We start from the raw sequence: 13477 nt of genomic DNA, 5'->3' as shown, positions 1-13477 counted from the left end.
TCCAATGTTTAACGCATCCATGAACTTCGATCTGGGCGAAGACGTGAACGCGCTGCGCGAGATGGTGCATCGCTGGGCTCAGGACCGGGTCAAGCCGATGGCAGCCGGGATCGACGAAAAGAACGAGTTTCCCGCCGAACTCTGGGAGGAAATGGGCGAACTCGGCCTTCTGGGGATTACGGTTCAGGAAGAGCATGGCGGCGCCGACATGGGCTATCTGGCGCATGTGGTCGCGGTGGAGGAAATCGCCCGGGCGTCGGCCTCGGTCTCTCTGAGCTACGGCGCGCATTCCAACCTCTGCGTCAATCAGCTCAAGATCAACGCCAGCGCGGAACAGAAGGCCAAATACCTGCCCGATCTGATTTCGGGAAAATCGGTGGGCGCGCTTGCCATGTCGGAGGCGGGCGCTGGCTCCGACGTGGTCGGCATGAAACTCAAGGCCGAGAAGCGCAACGACAAATTCATCCTGAACGGCAACAAGTTCTGGATCACCAATGGCGGCGAGGCCAACACTCTGGTGGTCTATGCCAAGACCGATCCGGACGCCGGCTCCAAGGGCATCACGGCCTTCATCATCGAGAAATCCATGCCCGGCTTCTCCCAGTCGAAGCATTTCGACAAGCTGGGGATGCGCGGCTCGAACACTGTCGAGCTTGTCTTCGAGGATGTCGAGGTTCCCTTCGAAAACATCCTCGGCGAGGAGGGCAGGGGCGTGCGTGTTCTGATGTCGGGGCTCGACTATGAGCGCGTCGTGCTCTCGGGCATCGGCACGGGCATCATGGCGGCCTGCCTCGACGAGATCATGCCCTACATGGTCGAACGCAAGCAGTTTGGTCAGTCGATCGGCAATTTCCAGCTGATGCAGGGCAAGATCGCCGACATGTACACCAAGCTCAACTCGGCGCGGGCTTACGTCTACGAGGTTGCCAAGGCCTGCGACCGGGGCGAGGTGACCCGACAGGACGCGGCCGCCTGCGTCCTCTATGCCTCGGAAGAGGCGATGGTTGTGGCGCATCAGGCGGTGCAGGCCATGGGCGGCGCAGGCTTCATGAACGAGACGCCGGTCAGCCGCATCTTCCGCGATGCCAAGCTGATGGAAATCGGTGCGGGCACCTCGGAAATCCGGCGGATGCTGATCGGGCGAGAACTGATGGGGGCGATGTCCTGATGGCTGTCCTGTCTTCTGCGATCTCTCCGAAGTCCGAGAGCTATTCCAGAAATCTCGCCGCGCATCAGGCGGCCATGGCGCCGGTTCATGGTGCCGCAGCACTCTCCCTTGCGGGCGGCGGCGAGAAGGCGCGGCAGCGCCATGTGAGCCGAGGCAAGATCCTCCCACGCGAGCGGGTGTCCCGCCTGCTTGATCCCGGCTCACCCTTTCTTGAGGTTGGCATGTTCGCCGCCCATGGACTTTACGACGGGGCCAGCCCGTCTGCCGGTGTTGTGGCGGGTGTCGGACGGGTTTCTGGCCGCGAATGCATGATCGTGTGCAATGACGCGACCGTGAAAGGCGGCACCTACTTCCCGATGACGGTGAAGAAACACCTGCGCGCCCAGGAAATCGCAGAGCAGAACCATCTGCCCTGCATATATCTGGTGGACTCAGGCGGTGCGAACCTGCCCAACCAGGACGAGGTCTTTCCCGACCGCGATCACTTTGGCCGGATCTTCTTCAATCAGGCCAACATGTCGGCCAAGGGCATCCCGCAAATCGCAGTCGTGATGGGATCGTGCACCGCTGGCGGAGCCTATGTGCCGGCGATGTCGGATGTGACGATCATCGTGAAAGATCAGGGAACGATCTTTCTCGCCGGCCCGCCCTTGGTGAAGGCCGCGACCGGCGAGGTCGTGAGCGCCGAGGATCTGGGCGGGGGCGATGTTCACACGCGCCTTTCCGGCGTGGCCGATTACCTTGCCAATGACGACGCCCACGCGCTGGCGCTGGCTCGCCGGGCTGTGGCCAATCTCAACACCACCAAGCCTTGCAGCCTCGACCTGCAGCCCGTCGAGGCGCCGCTCTATGATCCCGAGGAAATCCTCGGCGTGGTGCCTGCCGACCTCAGAACGCCCTATGACATCCGCGAGGTGATCGCGCGCATCGTCGACGGCTCACGCTTTGACGAATTCAAGGCACGCTATGGAACGACGCTCGTATGCGGCTTCGCCCATGTGATGGGCATGCCGGTGGGGATCATCGGCAACAATGGTGTGATCTTCTCGGAAGCCGCCGTGAAGGGTGCGCACTTTGTCGAGCTTTGCTCGCAACGTGGCATCCCGCTCATATTCTTGCAGAACATCACTGGCTTCATGGTGGGCCGCACGTATGAGAACGGCGGCATCGCCAAGGACGGGGCCAAGCTCGTGACCGCTGTGGCGACCACCAAAGTGCCGAAGATCACCATGCTGATTGGCGGTTCCTTCGGGGCAGGGAACTATGGCATGTGTGGACGCGCCTACAGCCCGCGGTTCCTCTGGACCTGGCCCAACAGCCGCATCAGCGTGATGGGCGGCGAGCAGGCCGCCGGAGTGCTTGCCACGGTCCGGCGGGACGCGATCGAACGCAAGGGCGACACATGGTCCGCCGATGAGGAGGCCGCCTTCAAGCAGCCCACCATCGATATGTTCGAACAACAATCGCATCCGCTCTACGCCTCGGCGCGGCTTTGGGACGATGGCATTGTCGATCCGCGCAAGACCCGTGAAGTGCTGGCGTTGTCGCTCTCTGCAGCGCTGAACGCGCCAATCGAGGAAACGCGCTTCGGCGTGTTCCGGATGTAGGGGAGCGGATCGATGTTCAAGAAGATCCTGATAGCGAACCGGGGCGAGATTGCCTGTCGCGTGATGGCAACCGCGCGCAAGCTGGGCGTCAAGACCGTGGCGGTCTATTCCGATGCCGATGCGGATTCGAAGCACGTGGCCATGGCCGATGAGGCGATGCACATCGGACCGCCAGCTGTGGCCGAGAGCTATCTGCAGGCCGAGCGTATCATCGACGCCTGCAAGAAGACTGGCGCCGAGGCGATCCATCCCGGTTATGGTTTCCTTTCGGAAAATCCCGAATTCGTCGGGTTGATCGAAGCGGCGGGTCTCGTGTTCATCGGTCCGCCGGCGAGCGCCATCAAGGCGATGGGGCTGAAGGATGCCGCCAAGGCGTTGATGGTCGAAGCCGGCGTGCCCGTGGTGCCCGGCTATCACGGCGAGAACCAGGATCCCGACTTTCTGGCGGCCGAAGCCGACAAGATCGGCTATCCGGTTCTGATCAAGGCCCGTGCCGGCGGCGGCGGCAAGGGCATGCGGCTTGTCGAGGACCCGACCGGATTCAAGGCGGGGCTGGAGGGCGCGCAGCGCGAGGGCCAGGCAAGCTTTGGCGACCCGGCCTGTTTGATAGAGAAATACATAACACAGCCGCGCCATATCGAGATCCAGGTCTTCGGCGACGGCCACGGCAACGCGATCCATCTTTTCGAAAGGGATTGTTCACTTCAGCGCCGCCACCAGAAAGTGATCGAGGAGGCCCCGGCGCCGGACATGCCAGACACTGTTCGTGCCGCCATGGGCAAGGCAGCCGTCGATGCGGCCAAGGCGATCGGCTATCAGGGCGCGGGAACCGTTGAGTTCATCGTCGACGGCTCCGGGCCTTTGCGCGAAGACGGGTTCTGGTTCATGGAGATGAACACCCGCCTGCAGGTCGAACATCCCGTTTCGGAAGCGATCACCGGGCTCGATTTCGTCGAGATGCAACTGCGTGTGGCTTCCGGCGAACCGCTTCCCGTGGTCCAGGAGGACCTGGAAATCGACGGCTGGTCATTCGAGGCGCGTGTCTATGCCGAGGACGTGCCCAAGGGCTTCCTGCCCGCCACTGGCACGCTCGACCACCTTTCCTTTCCAAAGGGCACGGCCTTCGAGGCCGGGCCGGTTCGCATCGACAGCGGCGTGCGTCCGGGCGATGAGATCAGTCCTTGGTACGACCCGATGATCGCCAAGGTGATTGTCCACGGGCCAACACGCGAGGCGGCGCTGAACATGCTGACCGCGGCGCTGGCGGAGTGCCAAGTGGCAGGCTCTGTGACGAATCTGGAGTTCCTGGGCGCGCTTTCGCAACATGAAGGCTTTGCCAAGGGCGATGTCGATACCGGGCTTATTGCCCGCGACCTCAAGGCGCTGACCACGCAAAGCGCTACCCCGCCTGAAGTGTTGGCGCTTGCGGCTATTGGGGGGCTTGGCCTGTTGAGCGCCGCGCAGGGAAGCGACGCATGGGACCGGCTGAGCGGCTGGCGGCACTGGACCGAGGCCAAGCAATATGTCGCGCTGGAAACCGGTGACAGTCGGCTGGAACTGCGGGTAACCTCGCTTGGCAAGGGCCGGCATCAGGTGCAGGGTGACGGTTTCGAGGTGACGCTGGACGTCTCCGCCGGGTGTGGTTCGACCTTGACAGTCAACGCCGGCGGACACCGGTTCAGAGCCGATGTCGTGGTGCACGATGCCACGGTTTCGATCTTCATGGAGGGGCGGACCTACGGTTTCAATCTGCCCGACAGCCTGGCCGGGGCGGAGAGCGACCAGGCGGGTGGCGACGCTATCATCGCGCCGATGCCTGGCTTGGTGAAAGTCGTGTCGACGCAAGTCGGGGCACAGGTTTCAAAGGGCGATGCGCTTCTGGTCCTGGAGGCGATGAAGATGGAGCACACGCTCACTGCGCCCCGCGATGGCGTGGTTGCCGAGGTATTGGCCGCGGTCGATGATCAGGTCACCGATGGCACGCTCCTGCTGGCGCTGGAGCCGGAAGATGGCTGAGCGTGTCACCATCTTCGAGATGGGCCCGCGCGACGGGTTGCAGAACGAGAAGGTTCTGATCGACACCGCCGACAAGATCGCGCTGGTCGACCGGCTTTCGGGCTGCGGGTTTGTGAAGATCGAGGTCACCAGCTTCGTCTCGCCCAAATGGGTGCCGCAAATGGCTGACGCGGCCGATGTGATGGCGGGGATCACCCGCAATCCGAATGTGTCTTATGCGGTCCTGACGCCCAACATGCGCGGCTTCGAGGGCGCGGTCGCGGCCAAAGCCGACGAGATCGCGATCTTCGGCTCGGCTTCGGAAGGTTTCAGCCGGAAGAACATCAACTGCTCCATCGCCGAAAGCCTCGAACGCTTCCGCCCGGTGGTTGAAGCCGCGAAAGCGGCTCGAATCCCGGTGCGCGGCTATGTCTCCTGCGTCACGGACTGCCCCTATGACGGGCCGACTCCGCCCGAGGCTGTAGCGCGCGTTGCCGCCGAACTGATGGCGATGGGCTGCTATGAGGTCAGCCTTGGCGACACGATTGGCGCGGGCGCACCCGAGACGATCGCCGCAATGCTGGACGCGGTGCTCGAAGTCGTACCCGCCAGGTACCTTGCGGGGCATTATCATGACACCGGGGGCAGAGCCCTGGACAACATCGCCGTCAGCCTCGACCGCGGGCTGCGGGTCTTCGACAGCTCGGTCGGCGGGCTCGGCGGCTGCCCCTATGCGCCGGGAGCGAAGGGCAATGTCGCCACCGAGGCGGTGGCCGCCATGCTGCATGCCCGGGGCTACGAGACCGGGATCGATCCGGAACGGCTGGCGGGGGTCGCGGCCTTCGCCCAAACCCTGAGGAGCTAGGCCATGAATTATGATACGCTGGACATCCGCATGGACGGGCGCGGCGTGGCCTATGTGGCGCTGAACGTGCCTGACAAGCGTAACGCGCTTTCGGCACAGATGATCGCCGAACTGACCGAAATGGCGCAGACGCTTGGCGCAGAGACCACGACCCGGGCGGTCGTGCTCAGCGGTGCGGGCAAGGTCTTTTGTGCCGGCGGCGATCTCAACTGGATGAAAGCGCAAATCGAGGCGGATCGCGTCACCCGCATGGCCGAGGCGCGCAAGCTGGCCGAGATGCTGAATGCACTCAATGAAATGCCGAGCCCGCTGATCGGGCGCATCCATGGCGGCGCCTTCGGGGGCGGCGTCGGCATGGCCTGCGTCTGCGACATCGCAATTGCTGAGGCGGGCACGAAGTTCGGCCTGACCGAAACGAGGCTGGGCCTGATCCCGGCGACCATCGGCCCTTACGTGCTGGCGCGGATGGGCGAAGGCAATGCGCGGCGCGTCTTCATGTCGGCGCGGCTCTTCGAGGCAGACGAGGCCGCCGAGCTAGGCATCGTCGCCCGCGCTGTCGCCCATGACGCGATGGATGCCGCCATCGAGGCTGAAGTTGCCCCCTATCTTTCCGTCGCACCTGAAGCCGTCGGTGCCGCCAAGGCGCTCGCTCGGGCGCTCGGACCACGCATCGACGCCGAGGTCATCGACGACACCATCCGCCGCCTTGCTGATACTTGGGAAGGCGAAGAGGCCGCCCATGGCATCGAGGCGTTCCTGAACAAGACGCCAGCGCGTTGGATAGAACAGGGAGAAGACCAATGACGACACACGTCCTGACCGAACGCCTTGTTCGAAACGATCGCAGCCACCAACTCGTCTGCGATGCTGCTCTGGTGATGGCGGGCATCTTGGCGCTCGCCATTTGCGCCAAGATCAAGGTGCCAATCTGGCCTTCGCCTGTGCCGATCACGCTCGGCACTTTCGCCGTCCTGTCAATCGGCGCGTCCTACGGCCCGAGGCTCGGCCTGGTTACGATCCTTGGTTACATGATTGTCGGCGCGCTCGGTTTCGACGTTTTTGCCAACTCCTCGGCCGAAAGGAACGGGCTCGGCTACATGATCGGCGGTACCGGCGGCTATCTCGTGGGCTATATCCTGGCGGCGCTGGCGCTCGGCGCATTTGCCCGTCGCGGCTGGGACCGCAATGTGGCGCGGATGGCGGTGGCGATGCTGATCGGCAACCTGCTTATCTACATCCCAGGTCTTCTCTGGCTGCAACAATTCGCGACCGGCTGGGAGCAGACGCTTGCCTGGGGTCTTTGGCCCTTCCTTGTCGGTGACGCATTGAAACTGGTGCTTGCCGCACTGCTGTTCCCATTACTTTGGAATGCCATCGGACGAGAATCCGCATATGGAGGTTGAGCGGGACGCCGAATGGTCCTGGTGCCGCCACCTGCCCGCCTGCGCCAGACCTTGGCAAAATGTGTTGGCGTGAAATGGCGGAGAGGGTGGGATTCGAACCCACGGTACGGTCGCCCGCACGCCGGTTTTCAAGACCGGTGCCTTAAACCGCTCGGCCACCTCTCCGGATCGGACGTCTTTGCCCCAATTGCCTGGCCCGCGCAAGACGCGCCGCCGATGTCGCGGCAAGATTCATCCGCACTGATCCGCTTGCCGGCCCGCTGCGTAACCTTGTGCAAGGAAGGGAGCCGGGATCATGCCAGACACGACAACCAGCAATCAGCCGATTTCGAAACTGTTCGCCTTGGCCGCAGTCGCCGCGACACTTGCCACGATGTCTGTTGGGGCCGCAAAGGCCGACTGGCTGCTTGACGGCAATCAGGTCCGCGCGCTGGTGACCGACAAGCGCATTTATCTCAAGGTCCCGTTCGGCGGCGAGTTTCCCTTGTTCTATGCCTCGAATGGCAGGGTGACGGGCGACGGCACGGCGCTTGGCCTCGGTCGGCATCTGGCGCCGCGCGAGACCGGTCGCTGGTGGGTTTCCGGATCGCAGCTCTGCCAGCAGTTTCCGACCTGGTACAAGGGCAAGACGAGTTGCTTCAAACTGCGGCCGACGGGCGCTGCCACGCTGCGTTGGCGTCGCGACGACGGCTATAGCGGGCGGGCGCGCATTGGCGGCTGATGGTTTTGAAACGTTAACCATACCGATGCAAATCCTGCGTCAAACGGCCGGGCGGTGGAGCTGACAAGCCCTTCGTCATTGGCCGGTTAAGGACATTTGTGTATCGAATTGGCGCATGAAGCCGGTTCACGTTCTCACCCGTTTTTCTGCTGCCATTGCCTGTTTCGCCGCACTCGGCGTTTCGGGATGCGCGGTCGGCGTCCCGAAGATCGGCCTCAATGCGCCGGCGTCCGGCTATGCCGCTTCCGCGCCGGGTTCGACGCGCGAATTCTTTCCTGAATCGCTGGTTGGCGTGGCGGCGAGTCCGCGCGTGACGATGGGACGCGCGGTCCCGCGCGGTGGCGGACGCAATCAGATCGGCAAACCCTATACGGTGCGGGGCAAGCGCTATGTTCCGACCGCCGTTCCGGTCCCGGTGGAGACGGGGACAGCGTCCTGGTACGGGTCGGCATTTCACGGCCGCAAGACCGCCAATGGCGAAGTCTACGACATGAACCGGCTGTCGGCGGCGCATCCCACCATGCCGATACCGAGCTATGCGCGCGTCACCAATCTGGAGAACGGTCGCTCGATTATGGTGCGCGTCAACGACCGCGGCCCGTTTGCCCGTGGCCGGGTGATCGACCTGTCGAAACGGGCCGCCGAAACGCTCGGCTACACGCATCGGGGCACGGCCAGGGTCAAGGTCGAGTATGCCGGCCGCGCGCCGCTGCATGGCGAGGATGACGCATTCCTCGCGGCTTCGTTGCGCAACGGGCCGGTACGCAATGGCGCGGGCCAGCGTTCGCCATCCGGCTTTCTGGTGGCGCTCAACGGGGCATCGCCGCTTGGCGGCGCGGCAAAGGCCGTGCGCGGTGTTTTCCAGCCGGTTTCGCCGCGCGCCGGTCTGGGCGTTTCGTCCTATGCCGACCAGCGGGTTGCCGCCGCTTTTGAATGGTCGCCCGGATATTCCGCAAGCAGCAGCTGGAAGCGCCGCTGACCGCCAGCCGGCCGGACGGTCGCGTACGCCTCACACAATGTAAAAATGTCGTGGTCCGGGCTAGGAATTGCTGCGCCTGCGTTGCCATTTCGAGAACTGATTTGGTATGTCTTTGGCAGGCCTTGGTCGGGAGTAAGCGTATGATGTCCTTGTGCAGTCGATTGAACGCGATCGGTGTCTTTTTCGCCGTGGTGCTACTCGCGATGGCCGCGCCGGCACAGGCGCAGCTTTTCGAGACGAGGGCGGGACAGGCGATCCTGCTCGACGCCAAGACCGGTACCGTGCTCTACGAGAAAGACGCCAACAAGCGGGTCCCGCCGGCGTCACTTGCCAAGATGATGACCATGGAGGTCGTCTTCGACGCCCTGAAGAAGGGTCGTCTGTCGCTCGATGACGAGTTTCACGTCAGCGAGTTTGCCTGGCGGACGGGCGGCGCCACGTCGGGCGGGTCTACGATGTTCGCGGAACTGAATTCGTCGATCCGGCTTGAAGACCTGATTCGTGGCGTGATCATCCAGTCGGCCAATGACGGTTGCATCATCATCGCCGAGGGCATGGCCGGATCGGAGCCGAATTTCGCCAGGCTTATGACCAAGCGGGCGCGCGAGATCGGCCTGCGCGACTCCGTGTTCTTCAACTCCACCGGGCTGCCCGCCGAAGGGCAGTTTGTCACCATGCACGATCTGGCGAAACTCGCCGATCATTTGCAGAGGGAATATCCGGAATTTTACAGGTTCTACTCGGAGCCGGAATTCACCTGGAACGGCATCTTGCAGCGTAACCGCAATCCGCTTCTCAAGATGGGCATTGGTGCCGACGGCGTGAAGACCGGTTACACCGAGGCGTCCGGCTACGCGATCGTCGGCTCCGTCAAGCGCGGCGAGCGCCGCCTGATCACCGCGATGAGCGGCCTGCCCAACCTGCGCACCCGCGCCGAAGAGGCGCGCAAGATCCTCGATTGGGGCGACCGTGCGTTCGAGGCGCACGAGATCTTCAAGAAGGGCGAGGTCATCGGCAATGTCCGCCTTTATGGCGGTGCGCAGCTAACCGTCCCGGTGGCGGCCAATGACGATCTCGATATCCTGCTGCCGCTCGCCAATCGCGACGCGATGAAGGCACGCGTCGTCTACAAGGGGCCTGTCAAGGCGCCGGTGGCGGAGGGCGACCAGATCGCCATGCTCAAGGTTTGGGTCGGCGACAAGTTGACCCAGGAAACGCCGCTTTTTGCCGCCGAGACCGTCGAACGGGGGCCGATCCACCGTCAGGCCTTCGATGCATTGACGGAGTTGGTTCTTGGCTGGATCTGACGGAGCCGGCACGGCGCCGGCTGGCGGATACTTCATTAGCTTCGAAGGCGGAGACGGGGTCGGCAAGTCGACCCAGATTCGCCTGCTTGCCGATCGGCTTCGCGAATTGGGGCGCGCAGTTGTCGTTTCGCGCGAACCGGGCGGGACGCCAGGCGCTGAAGCGGTGCGGCACGTGGTCCTCGATACCGGTGCGGCCGAGCCCTTCGGGCCCTATCTGGAGGCAATTCTGTTTGCTGCCGCACGCAACGACCACGTCGAACAGGTGATCCGGCCAGCGCTCGACGCCGGCAAGATGGTGCTGGTCGACCGCTTCATGGATTCGACACGTGTCTATCAGGGTGCGACGGAAAACCTCGGCGACGCCTTTGTCACGGCACTGGAACGCGTCGCCATTGCCGGCGTGGTACCGGATCTGACCATCATTCTCGATATCGATGTCGATGAGGGACTGCGGCGCGCCCATGCCCGGCGCGATGATGCGGTGCCGGTCGACCGGTTCGAGAAGGAGGAGGTCTCCGCGCACGAGTTGCGGCGAGACGCGTTCCTTGAGATTGCCCGCAACGAACCGGAGCGCTGCCGTGTGGTCGATGCGTCAGGCAACCCGGATGATGTCGCGGCCCGCGTCTGGGAACAGGTTGCGCCGCTTGTCGATGTCCGTCGCGGCGATGGCGCCAGGAAGGATCGCAAATCGGTCGGCGACCGGTTTGTCGGTGAGGTAGGCGGGACGCAATGATCGACGTCGATGTGCCCGAAACTTACGACACGCTGGAAGGCATCGATCCGCCGCAACTGACATCGCGTCTGGTCGGGCACAGCGATGTCAGCGGGTTCCTGGCCCAGGCCGTGGCAGGCGGCAAATTGCATCACGGACTGATCTTCGAGGGCGAGCGCGGCATCGGCAAGGCGACACTTGCCTATCATTTTGCGCATATGCTTTTGTCCGGCGCGGGTCCGGACACCGACGGCCGCATCCCGCCGCCCGACCCGCAAGGTTCGGCATTCCGTCAGATTGCGCAGGGTGCCCATCCCGGTCTTCTTGGCCTCGGACGGCCCCGCAACGATCAGGGCACCGGCTTTCGCTCCGCCGTTACCGTCGACGAAATCCGGCGGGTGCAACGCTTTTTCTCGATGACGGCGGCAAGCCCGGACGCCTGGCGGATTGTCATTGTCGATCCGGTCAATGACCTGAACCGCAATGCAGCGAACGCGCTGTTGAAGATGCTGGAAGAGCCGCCGCAGCGCGCGCTCTTCCTGCTGATCGCCCATGGCACCGGCGGGTTGCTGCCGACGATACGCTCGCGCTGCCAGATTGTCCGGTTTTCGCCGCTTGGCGACGAGGATATGCATGCCGTCGTGGAATCGGCGGTCGGCGGAGACGATGCGGAGATCGCGCGATTGGTGGCGCTTGGCGGCGGCAGCGCGCGCCGCGCCTTGGTGTTTGCCAGGTTCGGCGGTCTTGATTTGATGCAGGCGCTCGCCGAGTTCCTCGATGCGGCACGTCCCGATGTCGTCAAGGCGCACAAGCTCGCCGAAGTGGCGGGCGCGCGTGGCGCCGACATCCACCGTGACATCCTGCGCGAATTGATCCTGGGACGGCTGCATCAGGCGTCAATATCAGCGGCGCGCCGGGGCGACAGCCGGGCCGCCGACCGTCTGGCGACGCTCGACATGTCGATGCAGGAACGCATTCGCCTGTCCGACACCTACAATCTCGACCGCAAGCAAGACCTGCTCTCGATCCTCGCCGATGTGCATTCGGCGCTGCACAGCACGGCCGCCTGAGGCTTTTTTGTGACTGCGGCTTTTCTTTGCCGCCAGAAATCGGATAGAGCAGGGCACCTCGCTCACCCGCTCGCAAACCGGTATCCATGACTTCCAACACTGTGTCTTCCAACGAACGCTTCTACATCACGACGCCGATTTTCTATCCCAACGGCGCCCCGCATATCGGCCACGCCTATACCGCGATCGCGACCGATGTGCTGGCTCGCTTCGCCCGCCACGATGGCAAGGATGTTTTCTTTCTGACCGGAACGGACGAACACGGCCAGAAGATGCAGCAGACGGCGGAGCAGGAAGGCATTACGCCGATCGAGCTGGCCGACAAGAACTCGGCCATCTTCCGCCGCATGGTCGAGACCCTCGGCTGCTCCAATGACGATTTCATCCGCACCACCGAGGCGCGCCACAAGACATCCGTCCAGGAGTTGTGGAAGCGCATGGAGGCCAATGGCGACATCTATCTCGGCAAGTATGGCGGCTGGTATTCGGTGCGCCAAGAGGGCTATTTCGACGAGGGCGAAACCACCGTCGGCGAGGACGGCGTGCGCCGTGAACCGCTCGGTTCGCCGGTCGAGTGGGTCGAGGAGGAAAGCTACTATTTCCGCCTGTCTGCCTATGGAGACAGACTTCTCGAACTCTACGAAAAGAACCCCGACTTCGTGCTGCCGACCGAACGCCGCAACGAGGTCGCGAGCTTCGTCAAGTCCGGCCTCAAGGATCTGTCCATCTCGCGCACGACCTTCGACTGGGGCGTGCCGGTGCCGGGCAATGACGACCATGTCATGTATGTCTGGGTCGATGCGCTGACCAACTACATCACCGCCGCCGGATTTCCCGACGAGAATGCCGAGCGCTGGGGCTACTGGCCGGCCACGCACATCATCGGCAAGGACATCGTCCGCTTCCACGCCGTCTACTGGCCGGCCTTCCTGATGAGTGCCGGTGTCGAATTGCCGAAGCGCGTCTTTGCCCACGGCTTCCTGTTCAACAAGGGCGAGAAGATGTCGAAGTCGGTCGGCAACGTCGTCGACCCGTTTGCGCTGATCGACGCCTACGGTCTCGACCAGGTGCGCTACTTCTTCATGCGTGAAGTGCCCTTTGGCAATGACGGCTCCTACAGCCACGAGGCCATCGTCAACCGCATCAATGCCGACCTCGCCAACGGCCTCGGCAACCTGGCACAGCGCTCGCTGTCGATGATCGCCAAGCATTGCGGCGGCGCGGTACCGCAGCATGGCGACTTGACCGCCGAGGACGAAGCCCTGCTGGCAGAAGGCGCAGCCGCGCTCGCCGCTGCCCGTGGGGCGATGGATCGTCAGGCGATCCACAAGGCGGTTGAAGCGACCTTCGAAGTGGCGGCAGCCGGCGATCGTTACATTGACGCGCAAGCGCCCTGGGCGTTGCGCAAGACCGATCCGGAGCGCATGGCGACCGTTCTTTATGTCGTTGCCGAGACTGTCCGCCGGATTGCCATCCTGGCGCAGCCTTATATCCCGGCATCTGCGGAGAAGCTGCTCGACCTGGTCGCGGCACCTTCCGACAAACGCAATTTCGCCGCGCTCGAAGACAGATTGGTGCCCGGTACGCCGCTGCCTGCGCCTTCGGGCGTGTTCCCGCGTTATGTCGAGAAGGAAGGCGCCGACTGACAGC

General features: G+C 63.5%; 12 protein-coding genes and 1 tRNA gene. 12 read left to right on the top strand and 1 reads right to left on the bottom strand.

Annotated features, from left to right (window positions below):
* Nucleotides 1-4 precede the first annotated feature (4 nt).
* The 6 genes from ACO06R_RS12630 to ACO06R_RS12605 are packed head-to-tail and all read left to right on the top strand — an operon-like array spanning nt 5 to nt 7038.
* Complete coding sequence (locus ACO06R_RS12630; RefSeq protein WP_421850301.1) at nt 5-1168, top strand: acyl-CoA dehydrogenase family protein; 1164 nt, start codon at nt 5-7, stop codon at nt 1166-1168.
* Nucleotides 1168-2775 (top strand): carboxyl transferase domain-containing protein, encoded by a 1608-nt coding sequence (locus ACO06R_RS12625; protein WP_421850297.1) that lies wholly within the window; start codon nt 1168-1170, stop codon nt 2773-2775. Before ACO06R_RS12630 ends, ACO06R_RS12625 begins: the two co-directional genes overlap by 1 nt.
* Before the next feature lie 12 nt (nt 2776-2787).
* A complete protein-coding gene (locus ACO06R_RS12620) occupies nt 2788-4791 on the top strand; it encodes an acetyl/propionyl/methylcrotonyl-CoA carboxylase subunit alpha (RefSeq protein WP_421850294.1) in 2004 nt (667 codons plus the stop codon).
* Nucleotides 4784-5635 (top strand): hydroxymethylglutaryl-CoA lyase, encoded by an 852-nt coding sequence (locus ACO06R_RS12615; RefSeq protein WP_421850291.1) that lies wholly within the window; start codon nt 4784-4786, stop codon nt 5633-5635. Before ACO06R_RS12620 ends, ACO06R_RS12615 begins: the two co-directional genes overlap by 8 nt.
* A 3-nt stretch (nt 5636-5638) precedes the next feature.
* Nucleotides 5639-6439, top strand: a complete 801-nt coding sequence (locus ACO06R_RS12610) for a crotonase/enoyl-CoA hydratase family protein (RefSeq protein ID WP_421850288.1) — start codon at nt 5639-5641, stop codon at nt 6437-6439.
* Nucleotides 6436-7038, top strand: a complete 603-nt coding sequence (locus tag ACO06R_RS12605) for a biotin transporter BioY (protein ID WP_421850285.1) — start codon at nt 6436-6438, stop codon at nt 7036-7038. Before ACO06R_RS12610 ends, ACO06R_RS12605 begins: the two co-directional genes overlap by 4 nt.
* A 75-nt stretch (nt 7039-7113) precedes the next feature.
* On the opposite strand, the gene ACO06R_RS12600 is transcribed toward ACO06R_RS12605, so the two are convergent.
* Nucleotides 7114-7203, bottom strand: a tRNA-Ser gene (locus tag ACO06R_RS12600).
* 130 nt (nt 7204-7333) lie between these two features.
* Between ACO06R_RS12600 and ACO06R_RS12595 the strand changes: the two genes are divergently transcribed.
* From ACO06R_RS12595 to metG, 6 genes are all read left to right on the top strand, one after another.
* A complete protein-coding gene (locus tag ACO06R_RS12595; RefSeq protein WP_421850282.1) occupies nt 7334-7759 on the top strand; it encodes a hypothetical protein in 426 nt (141 codons plus the stop codon).
* Between the two features lie 115 nt (nt 7760-7874).
* A complete protein-coding gene (locus ACO06R_RS12590; RefSeq protein ID WP_421850279.1) occupies nt 7875-8738 on the top strand; it encodes a septal ring lytic transglycosylase RlpA family protein in 864 nt (287 codons plus the stop codon).
* Between the two features lie 143 nt (nt 8739-8881).
* On the top strand, nt 8882-10045 hold the full coding sequence (locus tag ACO06R_RS12585; RefSeq protein WP_421859379.1) for a D-alanyl-D-alanine carboxypeptidase family protein: 1164 nt from the start codon (nt 8882-8884) through the stop codon (nt 10043-10045).
* Nucleotides 10032-10778, top strand: a complete 747-nt coding sequence (gene tmk, locus ACO06R_RS12580) for a dTMP kinase (RefSeq protein ID WP_421850276.1) — start codon at nt 10032-10034, stop codon at nt 10776-10778. Before ACO06R_RS12585 ends, tmk begins: the two co-directional genes overlap by 14 nt.
* Nucleotides 10775-11827 (top strand): DNA polymerase III subunit delta', encoded by a 1053-nt coding sequence (locus ACO06R_RS12575; RefSeq protein WP_421850273.1) that lies wholly within the window; start codon nt 10775-10777, stop codon nt 11825-11827. The genes tmk and ACO06R_RS12575 overlap by 4 nt, the downstream gene beginning before the upstream one ends.
* An 86-nt stretch (nt 11828-11913) precedes the next feature.
* Nucleotides 11914-13473 (top strand): methionine--tRNA ligase, encoded by a 1560-nt coding sequence (gene metG / locus ACO06R_RS12570; protein WP_421850270.1) that lies wholly within the window; start codon nt 11914-11916, stop codon nt 13471-13473.
* The last annotated feature ends 4 nt before the right edge of the window (nt 13474-13477 follow it).

The sequence above is a fragment of the Oricola sp. genome (assembly GCF_965230365.1).
Taxonomy (GTDB): Bacteria; Pseudomonadota; Alphaproteobacteria; order Rhizobiales; family Rhizobiaceae; genus Oricola.
This window is presented reverse-complemented; position numbering and strand designations above follow the sequence as displayed.

Coding starts and splice junctions, on each gene's coding strand:
- ACO06R_RS12630 (WP_421850301.1), top strand. CDS start 5: ATGTTTAACGCATCCATGAACTTCGATCTGGGCGAAGACGTGAACGCG.
- ACO06R_RS12625 (WP_421850297.1), top strand. CDS start 1,168: ATGGCTGTCCTGTCTTCTGCGATCTCTCCGAAGTCCGAGAGCTATTCC.
- ACO06R_RS12620 (WP_421850294.1), top strand. CDS start 2,788: ATGTTCAAGAAGATCCTGATAGCGAACCGGGGCGAGATTGCCTGTCGC.
- ACO06R_RS12615 (WP_421850291.1), top strand. CDS start 4,784: ATGGCTGAGCGTGTCACCATCTTCGAGATGGGCCCGCGCGACGGGTTG.
- ACO06R_RS12610 (WP_421850288.1), top strand. CDS start 5,639: ATGAATTATGATACGCTGGACATCCGCATGGACGGGCGCGGCGTGGCC.
- ACO06R_RS12605 (WP_421850285.1), top strand. CDS start 6,436: ATGACGACACACGTCCTGACCGAACGCCTTGTTCGAAACGATCGCAGC.
- ACO06R_RS12595 (WP_421850282.1), top strand. CDS start 7,334: ATGCCAGACACGACAACCAGCAATCAGCCGATTTCGAAACTGTTCGCC.
- ACO06R_RS12590 (WP_421850279.1), top strand. CDS start 7,875: ATGAAGCCGGTTCACGTTCTCACCCGTTTTTCTGCTGCCATTGCCTGT.
- ACO06R_RS12585 (WP_421859379.1), top strand. CDS start 8,882: ATGTCCTTGTGCAGTCGATTGAACGCGATCGGTGTCTTTTTCGCCGTG.
- ACO06R_RS12575 (WP_421850273.1), top strand. CDS start 10,775: ATGATCGACGTCGATGTGCCCGAAACTTACGACACGCTGGAAGGCATC.
- metG (WP_421850270.1), top strand. CDS start 11,914: ATGACTTCCAACACTGTGTCTTCCAACGAACGCTTCTACATCACGACG.